This is a genomic window from Streptococcus parasanguinis, assembly GCF_040908565.1.
Taxonomy (GTDB): Bacteria; Bacillota; Bacilli; order Lactobacillales; family Streptococcaceae; genus Streptococcus; species Streptococcus parasanguinis_AC.
In genome coordinates this window covers 1-8,633 of record NZ_JBDGEA010000031.1, presented here as the reverse complement: position 1 = coordinate 8,633, position 8,633 = coordinate 1, and the positions used below count along the sequence as shown (strand labels likewise).

The window sequence follows — 8,633 nt, the reverse complement described above, 5'->3', positions numbered from 1 at the left end:
CAATCATGACGCTTGGGGCTGCAATATCTAAAAAGTCGATCGGTTCAATCAAACGTCTACGAGAGAAAAGATAAAGAACTAAAGCACCCGTTAAGAGACCACCATAAATCGCAATCCCCCCGTTCCAAATAGCAAAAATCTCACCAAGGTGCTGGCTATAATAGCCCCATTCGAAAGTAACGTAATAGAGTCTGGCACCCACAATCGCAAGAGGAAAAGCAATCAGAATGAAATCAATAATGGCATCTGAATCAATTTTCTTACGAGGCGCTTCTTTCATGGAAAGATAAACAGCTAGAATCAAACCAGAGACAATACAAATTGCGTACCAACGAATACTGATCGGACCTAATTGAAGGGCTACTGGATTCATTCCTTCACCTCATTTTGACTAATCAACTGGGACAAACGTTCTTCAAAGGTTTTAGTGGCATCATAGCCCATTTGTTTGGCACGAACATTCATGGCTGCTGCTTCAATCACGACCGAAATATTTCGACCTGTCTTCACTGGAATGCGAATACGAGGAATGGTGACTCCACCGATTTCCAACTCTTCTGCATTATTACCAAGACGATCATAAGTTTGGTCCTTGGCATAATTTTCCAAGTAAATAGCGATTTGGACTTGTGATGAATCCTTGACAGCACTCGCGCCGTATAGACTCATGACATCGATAATCCCGACACCACGAATCTCTAGTAGGTGACGTAGGATTTCAGCAGGCTCTCCCCAAAGGGTCATCTCATCTCTCGCATAGATATCGACTCGGTCATCTGCTACGAGGCGGTGACCCCGCTTGACAAGTTCCAGACCTGTCTCGCTTTTTCCGATTCCGCTATCTCCTTGGATCAAGACACCCATCCCATAAATATCCATCAAGACACCGTGTACACTCGTACGTTCTGCCAGGCGGCTATCCAAATAACTGGATAACTCACCAGACAAACGGCTCGTCGCAACATTGCTCTTTAAAATAGCCAGCTGCTTCTCTTCCGCAGCCCGTAACATTTCTTCTGGAATGTCTAAATTCCGCGCGACAATGATGACAGGTGTCTCTGGCTGGAACATCTTGCGCAAAACTTGATGTCGGTTGTGAGAGCTCATCTTCACCAGGTAGGACCATTCTTTCATTCCTACAAGCTGAATCCGCTCAGGTGTGTAATAGTCAAAATAGCCCGTCATTTCAAGACCTGGACGTGAGATGTCCGCAGTCGTAATTTCCTTGCTTAAGAGGTTATCATCCCCATAAACAACTGACAGACGAAGCTTTTCCTGTATATCGCGAACAGTAACTGCCATATCATTCTCCCTTTTAAAATTCTCTCTCTATTATAGCAGATTTTCTCTTCAGACGAGAGACTGAAGTGTCATTTGAATAATCCATTTTCAACTCCTTTTTAATGCTACTAAAAAGAGGCCAAGACAAATGTCTCTAACCTCTAGGAAATGATGGTAACATCTGAAGAATGCTCCAGCCTTCAGCCTTGCAAGAAATCTTTGATCATGGATTTGATTCCAGTCGAGACAGCATAGACCACCGCATTTGAAGGAAATGCGATCAAGCCGAGCATAAAGATGGCAGGTCCTCCCCCCAACAAGGACAAAACCAGGTACAACATCGGTAGAAATAAAATCGAAAACCGATAAATTTGTGGCTCTCTTGCCCTTTCTGTTGTCAGAAACAAGAGGTAGAAGAGACTATTCCAAATGCCCAGTGGAAAAAGGAGCAATCCCATCAAAACTGTTCCAACTCCTTCTCCAAAAACACGATTTAAAATGAAAAACTGTCCTACAAAACTGAATAGGAGGTACAGAATAAAAGCAAGGTAATAGAACTTCTGCTTCACCCGGATCTCCTTTTAGAAAAACGGACTATCATTCTGATCATGAATGGGTTCGGCCTCTTTTCTCCGACGAGGTCGAGGGCCATCGTCAAATATTTCCTGCTCCTCTTCGTCCTTATAAGGTAAGGTCGTATCTAACAGTAAATAGATAATCACACCGATAAAGGCATGGGAGACTGTAAAGAGTATAAACAAGAAGCGTAGCAACGTTACACTCAAACCAAATTTATCAGCCAGTCCAGCTAGCACACCTGAAACCAGGCGGTGTCGTTTTAATTTGTAAAATGATGCTGTCATTTGATATTCCTCTTTCTAGTTAGACCTATTTTAGCAGAGTCTAACTGGAAATAGATCCGCCTAAAGACCGATTCTTACTCTTGTCTCATTTCAAGGAAGTGCAGGCGACCACGACAGCGACCACAAGCATACTTCTTCAGATCAATTTTTCGCTTTCGACTGTACTCTTGTCTACAATGAGAACATCGGTAGAGATAAACTCGCTTTTTTCTTGATTTTTCTGGTAGAGGTGGTGTGAAACGAAGACCGTCCACTTGCTGGAGGAGTTGCTTAAAGGCTGGATCTTTGTGGCGATATCCCTTTCCTTGATCGTAAAGATGGTAATGGCAGAGCTCATGGCGGACGATTTTCCGAAAGGTCTCTAATCCGAAAGTCTGGTAAATCTTGGGGTTGAAATCAAGATGCCGATCCTTAGGAAAGAAACGACCTCCGGTGGTCTGGAGACGCGCATTCCACTCTGCTCGATGGCGGAATTCCCTCCCAAAATCTTCTAGGGAGACTTGGCGTACATAGTCAGTCAGATTCATTCGGTGCTACCAAACTGAGGTTGACTTTTTCACGTTCCACGTCGATCTTCTTCACCCAGACCGTCACTACATCTCCTACAGAGACGACTTGGCTTGGATGCTTGATAAATTGCTTGCTCATATGGGAGATATGAATCAAGCCATCCTCGTGAATGCCAATATCGACAAAGGCTCCGAAGTCAACCACATTGCGCACAACCCCTTCTAATTTTTGGCCAATGTACAGGTCTTTAATATCCAAGACATCCTGACGGAGCACGGGTGCATCAAAGGAATCCCGCAAATCGCGACCTGGTTTTAGGAGATCAGCAATGATATCTTTCAGGGTTTCCGGCCCCAGATCTAGCTGAGAAGACATTTCTTCTATATTCACAGCTTTTAATTTTTCCTGAGCGGATGCATCGAGCTCAGTAATTTCAAGAAGTTGAAAAAGTTTTTCAACTTCCTTGTAACTTTCAGGGTGAACACCGGTATTGTCCAAAATGTTTTTACTTTCAGGGATGCGTAAAAATCCAGCAGACTGCTCGAAAGCCTTGGCTCCGAGACGAGGGACTTTTTTAATCTGCGCCCGTGAGAGGATCATCCCTTCTTCTTCCCGGTATTTCACAATATTTTCAGAGATGGTTTTATTAAGTCCAGCTACATGCGCTAAGAGAGAGGGACTAGCGGTATTGATATTAACTCCAACTTGGTTGACCACTGTATCCACGACAAAATCCAAACTTTCTGTCAATTTTTTCTGATTGACATCGTGCTGGTATTGACCGACACCGATCGACTTGGCATCGATTTTCACCAACTCAGCCAAGGGATCTTGCAAGCGGCGGGCAATGGAGATAGCCGAGCGTTTTTCAACAGTTAATTCTGGGAACTCATGACGGGCCAACTCACTAGCTGAGTAGACAGAGGCTCCACTTTCATTGACAATGACATAGCGGACCCCTGGATGGTCATGGAGTACTTCAGCGACAAAGGCCTCACTTTCACGGCTAGCGGTTCCATTCCCGATCGCAATAATCTCTACGTCAAACTCCTTGATCAAGGAGGACAGATCCTTTTTAGCTTGCTCGATTTGAGCTGGTTTTGCAGGGGCAACTGGATAGATAACCTGGGTTGCAAGCATCTTTCCTGTCTCATCGACAACGGCTAGTTTAGCACCTGTCCGAAAGGCTGGGTCAAATCCAAGGACCACGCGCCCTTTTAATGGAGGGATAAGCAATAGATTCCGTAGATTTTCAGAGAACAATTGAATGGCTCCGTCTTCTGCCACTTCTGTCAACTCTGTCCGAATTCGACGTTCAATCGCAGGTACGATTTTTTTCTTAACCGCTTGCTGAATAACCTCATCGACATAGGCATTTTTAGTTTTAAAACGAGCCTCAAAAATACGAATGATCCGATCCAAATGGTGGTCAAATCCGACTTTAAGAATGCCCAATTTTTCCCCACGATTGAGAGCCAGGGTCCGGTAGCCTTGCATACTCTTGATCTTCTCAGAAAAATCATAGTAGATTTCAAAGGTTCTCTTAGGATCTAAGCTGTCATCCTTCAAGGTTGAGGTCATGAGGGAATGACCATGAATTTCTTGATAGGTGAGGGCCCGCAATTGGGTATCCTCTGAAATAGCCTCTACCAGAATATCCACTGCACCAGTTAAAGCAGCGGTTTCAGTTGGGAAGGTCTCACAGGTAAATTTCTGTGCCTCTACTTCCAAGTTTGGACTATTCTGCAGGATGAGACGTGCCAAGGGGAAAAGTCCTGCTTCTCGGGCAATCGTCGCCTTAGTCCGTCGTTTTTCCTTATAAGGTAGATAAAGCTCTTCGACATCCGCTAATTTTTCAGCAGCTTCAATAGCCTGCTTGAGCGCCTCTGTCAGTTTGCCTTGTTCCTCAATCTTAGCAAGGACGGTTTCCTTTCGTTCAGCTAGAGCCGTTAAGGATTTGTCCCGATCAATAATAGCCTTGATCGCTACTTCATCTAAATTTCCCGTCATATCTTTTCGATAGCGAGCAATGAAGGGAATGGTTGAGCCTTCTGCGGTCAGACTCAATACGGTATCGATTTGTTTTAAGCTAACACCCAATTCTTGGGCTATTTTTTCATATTTATCCATAGCTTCTATTATAGCATATTTTACCGTAGCCAAGGCTTCTAGCCACCTATTTGCTAGGGTTTTGTAGAAGTTTCCTCCTTGTCTTTTATGCTCTATTTCCCCCTTGATCTTTCCTTTTTGTTATAATGATAGAAAAGGAAAAAGGAGGCCCAAAAATGGCTATTAAATTTTCTAAGACAGATGATCTTGATAAAATGTTTGAAAACTTTGCAAGTTTTCCAGATCTAGAAAAAACAGTTGAATTCCCTGAAGAAAAAAAGAAAGCTGAAACGGCTGCTAAAGATGCAAAGAAGGCTAAGTAATGACATTCTTTCAACACCTTCCCTCTAGCGTCTTACAGGCTGGGGCTATTTTTCTCTCGATTATCATTGAGGCCCTGCCCTTTGTCCTGATCGGAAGTATCATTTCAGGAATGATTGAGGTTTATGTCACACCTGAGAAGGTTTACCGTTTTCTTCCCAAAAATAAATTTGGGCGAATCTTCTTTGGGAGCTTTGTCGGCTTTATCTTTCCTTCCTGTGAATGCGGAATTGTTCCCATTATCAATCGCTTTCTAGAAAAGAAAGTCCCAAGTTATACTGCTGTTCCCTTTTTGGTGACAGCACCGGTCATCAATCCCATCGTTCTCTTTGCGACCTATTCAGCCTTTGGGAATTCCATTAAGATGGCCCTCTATCGCGCCCTGGGTTCCCTACTGGTCGCAATGGTACTAGGGATCTTCCTTGGCTTTATTCAGACAGATTCGATCCAAAAAGAACATCGCAAGCCTGTGCATGAACATGATTTTAGCGATTTAAGCAAAGGTCAAAAGCTCTTTCAAGTTTTGGTGCAGGCAATTGATGAATTCTTTGATACAGGACGCTACTTGGTATTCGGTTGTCTTTTTGCAAGCCTCGTCCAAGTCTATGTCCCAACACGGATCCTCACTTCGATCAGTGCGACACCGGTTATTGCTATTCTCCTCCTTATGGCCTTGTCCTTCCTCCTCTCACTTTGTAGCGAGGCGGACGCCTTTATCGGCTCCTCTCTTCTGAGTAGTTTTGGAGTAGCGCCGGTGCTGGCCTTTCTGGTGATTGGACCCATGCTTGATGTCAAGAATCTCCTCATGATGAAAAATTATCTCAAGACCCGTTTTATCTGGCAATTTATCGGAATTGTCTGTGGAGTTGTGCTCCTATACTCTTGGATTGTGGGGGTAGCTTTATGATACGATTTTTGATCTTAGCAGGTTATTTTGAGCTCACCATGTATCTTCAATTATCCGGTAAGCTCAATCAATACATCAACTTACACTATTCTTACTTGGCTTATATTTCCATGTTTTTGTCCTTCATTTTAGCTCTTGTGCAGCTGATTATCTGGGTCAAACAAATGAAAATCCATAGTCATCTATCCGGCTTATGGGCAAAAGTGGCGAGTATCTTCTTGCTCTGTATTCCTTTGTTTGTCGGCTTATTTTTCCCAACAGTGACGCTGGATTCTCAAACTGTCTCTGCCAAAGGCTATCACTTCCCAGTGGCAGCAGGTTCTTCCAAAGAAATCCAACAGGATGAAGGGACAACAACCCAGTATCTCAAACCGGATACCAGTAGCTATTTCACTAAGTCCGCCTATGAGTCAGAGATGAAGCAGGCAGCTAAGAAATATGTTGATAAAAAGGTGATCCAGGTGACTACTGAAAATTATATGGAAGTCATGGAAGTTATTTATGATTATCCAGACCAATTTGCGGGAAAGACCATCGAGTTGACCGGTTTTGTATACAATGACCCTAATAACAAAGACAGTCAATTCCTCTTTCGCTTTGGGATCATCCACTGTATCGCAGACTCGGGTGTCTACGGTCTTTTAACAACCGGTGCTCCTCAACATTTTGACAACAATACCTGGATCCATGCAAAAGGAACCTTGTCCATTGAATACCACAAACAGCTCAAGCAAAGCTTGCCTGTCCTCCACATTACGGATTGTCAAACCATTACAAAACCATCTAATCCTTATGTCTACCGCGTATTCTGATGGAGCTTACATTGTAGATCCAATTATCTTATAACAGTTCAAGCTAGAATCCACATTGGTTCTAGCTTTTTCGATGCTGTCTACTCAAATCCCATCGGAAAATATTAGGAACAACGATTCCAGCAAAGAAATCTTGTAGATTTTATGGTAAAATATGGTTAATAAAATAGGAAATAGGTACTTAAATGTCTTCAAAAGTTATTGTAACCATTTTCGGGGCCAGTGGAGATTTAGCCAAGCGAAAACTCTACCCATCCCTTTTTAGACTCTATAAATCAGGAAATCTATCTGAACACTTTGCAGTGATCGGAACAGCCCGTAGACCCTGGAGCAAAGAATATTTTGAATCAGTCGTGGTAGAATCCATCACAGACCTCGCCGATAGCCCTCAACAAGCCCAAGAATTCGCCAGTCATTTCTACTATCAAAGTCATGATGTCAATGATACCGAACATTACATCGCTCTGCGCGAATTGCAATGCACTCTGGATGAAAAATACCAAACGGAACACAACAAGGTCTTCTTCTTATCCATGGCCCCTCAATTTTTTGGAACTATTGCCAAACACTTGAAATCAGAAGGGATTGTCGATGGACAAGGCTTTGAGCGCTTGATTGTTGAAAAACCTTTTGGTACAGACCTAGAAACGGCTAGTCAGCTCAACCAGGAATTGGAAGAAACCTTTGATGAGGAGCAAATCTTCCGAATTGACCACTACCTTGGCAAAGAAATGATCCAAAATATCTTTGCCATTCGTTTCGGCAATCTCATTTTTGACAACCTATGGAACCGAGACTTTATTGACAATATCCAAATTACCTTTGCTGAACGCCTGGGGGTTGAAGAACGCGGTGGCTACTATGATCATTCTGGAGCCCTCCGAGACATGGTGCAAAACCATACCCTTCAGCTTTTGTCTTTGCTTGCTATGGATAAACCAGCTACCTTTACCAAGGATGCGATTCGAGCTGAAAAAGTTAAAGTTTTTGAGCAATTGCACAATCCAACAGATGATGAGTTAAAGAAATTCTTTATCCGTGGTCAATACCATTCAGGGACCATCGAAGGGAAAAAAGATATCTCTTATCGCAGTGAGCCCAATGTCGACCCTGAATCTACTACGGAGACCTATGCTTCTGGTGCGTTCTTTGTTGATAGCGATCGCTTCCGTGGAGTTCCTTTCTTCTTCCGTACTGGAAAACGCTTGACGCAAAAAGGAACCATGGTCAATGTGGTCTTCAAGCAAACCGACTCCATCTTTGGACATAGCTTGCAACCAAATGTCTTGACCATTTATATCCAACCAAATGAAGGTTTCTCATTGAGTATCAACGGAAAAGAGGTCGGTGAAAAATTCAGTATCGCACCGATTTCCTTTGACTACGAGACAGATGCGACCGCAACTGGAGCATCCCCAGAGCCGTATGAAAAATTAATTTTCGACGTGTTAAACAATGACTCAACCAATTACAGCCACTGGCACGAAGTCCGCGCTTCATGGCAATTGATTGACCGGATCGAAAAACTATGGGCTGAAAATGGAGCACCGCTCTATGAGTACAAGTCAGGATCCATGGGACCAACTGCATCCGATGATCTCCTTGCAGATTACGGAGCAGAGTGGGTTTGGAAACCTCAACCTAAGAATTAAAGTTAGCCACCTTCGGGTGGTTTTTTGATAGCGTAAGGAAACAAAAAAGACAAATTGTCCTTCCAACAATTTGTCTTTTTTATTCGACTTTAAATCAAGCCTTCCAAGAGACCTCTCATGAAGTTTTCTGAATGGAATGGTCCGATGTCATCGATCTTTTCTCCAAATCCAATCAACT

General features: G+C 43.2%; 10 protein-coding genes. 4 read left to right on the top strand and 6 right to left on the bottom strand.

Translation table 11 applies throughout. The annotated features are described in order from the left end of the window. The 6 genes from AB5Y61_RS10490 to AB5Y61_RS10465 form a co-directional block, all read right to left on the bottom strand. Positions 1-373 (bottom strand): prolipoprotein diacylglyceryl transferase (locus AB5Y61_RS10490; protein ID WP_368404110.1); only part of this gene is annotated, 373 nt, incomplete at its 3' end. Beyond that, positions 370-1,302 (bottom strand): HPr(Ser) kinase/phosphatase, encoded by a 933-nt coding sequence (gene hprK / locus AB5Y61_RS10485; RefSeq protein ID WP_368404109.1) that lies wholly within the window; start codon positions 1,300-1,302, stop codon positions 370-372. The genes AB5Y61_RS10490 and hprK, both read right to left, overlap by 4 nt. Positions 1,303-1,481: 179 nt before the next feature. Then, positions 1,482-1,850 (bottom strand): hypothetical protein, encoded by a 369-nt coding sequence (locus AB5Y61_RS10480; RefSeq protein ID WP_368404108.1) that lies wholly within the window; start codon positions 1,848-1,850, stop codon positions 1,482-1,484. A gap of 12 nt (positions 1,851-1,862) precedes the next feature. After that, complete coding sequence (locus AB5Y61_RS10475; RefSeq protein WP_368404107.1) at positions 1,863-2,144, bottom strand: PspC domain-containing protein; 282 nt, start codon at positions 2,142-2,144, stop codon at positions 1,863-1,865. Between the two features lie 74 nt (positions 2,145-2,218). Then, on the bottom strand, positions 2,219-2,671 hold the full coding sequence (locus tag AB5Y61_RS10470; protein ID WP_368404106.1) for a SprT family protein: 453 nt from the start codon (positions 2,669-2,671) through the stop codon (positions 2,219-2,221). After that, positions 2,658-4,784 carry a Tex family protein gene (locus AB5Y61_RS10465; protein WP_368404105.1) on the bottom strand — a complete coding sequence of 709 codons (2,127 nt, stop codon included), beginning with the start codon at positions 4,782-4,784 and terminating at the stop codon, positions 2,658-2,660. Before AB5Y61_RS10465 ends, AB5Y61_RS10470 begins: the two co-directional genes overlap by 14 nt. Before the next feature lie 155 nt (positions 4,785-4,939). On the opposite strand from AB5Y61_RS10465, the gene AB5Y61_RS10460 reads away from it, so the two are divergent. The 4 genes from AB5Y61_RS10460 to zwf all read left to right on the top strand — a co-directional run bounded on the left by AB5Y61_RS10460 (position 4,940) and on the right by zwf (position 8,455). Further along, a complete protein-coding gene (locus AB5Y61_RS10460) occupies positions 4,940-5,086 on the top strand; it encodes an SPJ_0845 family protein (protein WP_009731407.1) in 147 nt (48 codons plus the stop codon). Beyond that, positions 5,086-5,991: a permease gene (locus AB5Y61_RS10455; RefSeq protein WP_368404104.1), complete on the top strand. Its 906-nt coding sequence runs from the start codon at positions 5,086-5,088 to the stop codon at positions 5,989-5,991. The genes AB5Y61_RS10460 and AB5Y61_RS10455 overlap by 1 nt, the downstream gene beginning before the upstream one ends. Next, on the top strand, positions 5,988-6,803 hold the full coding sequence (locus AB5Y61_RS10450) for a TIGR03943 family putative permease subunit (RefSeq protein ID WP_049507453.1): 816 nt from the start codon (positions 5,988-5,990) through the stop codon (positions 6,801-6,803). The genes AB5Y61_RS10455 and AB5Y61_RS10450 overlap by 4 nt, the downstream gene beginning before the upstream one ends. 185 nt (positions 6,804-6,988) lie before the next feature. Further along, a complete protein-coding gene (zwf, locus tag AB5Y61_RS10445; RefSeq protein WP_368404103.1) occupies positions 6,989-8,455 on the top strand; it encodes a glucose-6-phosphate dehydrogenase in 1,467 nt (488 codons plus the stop codon). Positions 8,456-8,633 lie beyond the last annotated feature (178 nt).

Bases quoted from the DNA above. Each gene is read 5' to 3' on its own strand.
- hprK (WP_368404109.1), bottom strand. From the start codon at position 1,302: ATGGCAGTTACTGTTCGCGATATACAGGAAAAGCTTCGTCTGTCAGTT.
- AB5Y61_RS10475 (WP_368404107.1), bottom strand. From the start codon at position 2,144: ATGACAGCATCATTTTACAAATTAAAACGACACCGCCTGGTTTCAGGT.
- AB5Y61_RS10470 (WP_368404106.1), bottom strand. From the start codon at position 2,671: ATGAATCTGACTGACTATGTACGCCAAGTCTCCCTAGAAGATTTTGGG.
- AB5Y61_RS10465 (WP_368404105.1), bottom strand. From the start codon at position 4,784: ATGGATAAATATGAAAAAATAGCCCAAGAATTGGGTGTTAGCTTAAAA.
- AB5Y61_RS10460 (WP_009731407.1), top strand. From the start codon at position 4,940: ATGGCTATTAAATTTTCTAAGACAGATGATCTTGATAAAATGTTTGAA.
- AB5Y61_RS10455 (WP_368404104.1), top strand. From the start codon at position 5,086: ATGACATTCTTTCAACACCTTCCCTCTAGCGTCTTACAGGCTGGGGCT.
- AB5Y61_RS10450 (WP_049507453.1), top strand. From the start codon at position 5,988: ATGATACGATTTTTGATCTTAGCAGGTTATTTTGAGCTCACCATGTAT.
- zwf (WP_368404103.1), top strand. From the start codon at position 6,989: ATGTCTTCAAAAGTTATTGTAACCATTTTCGGGGCCAGTGGAGATTTA.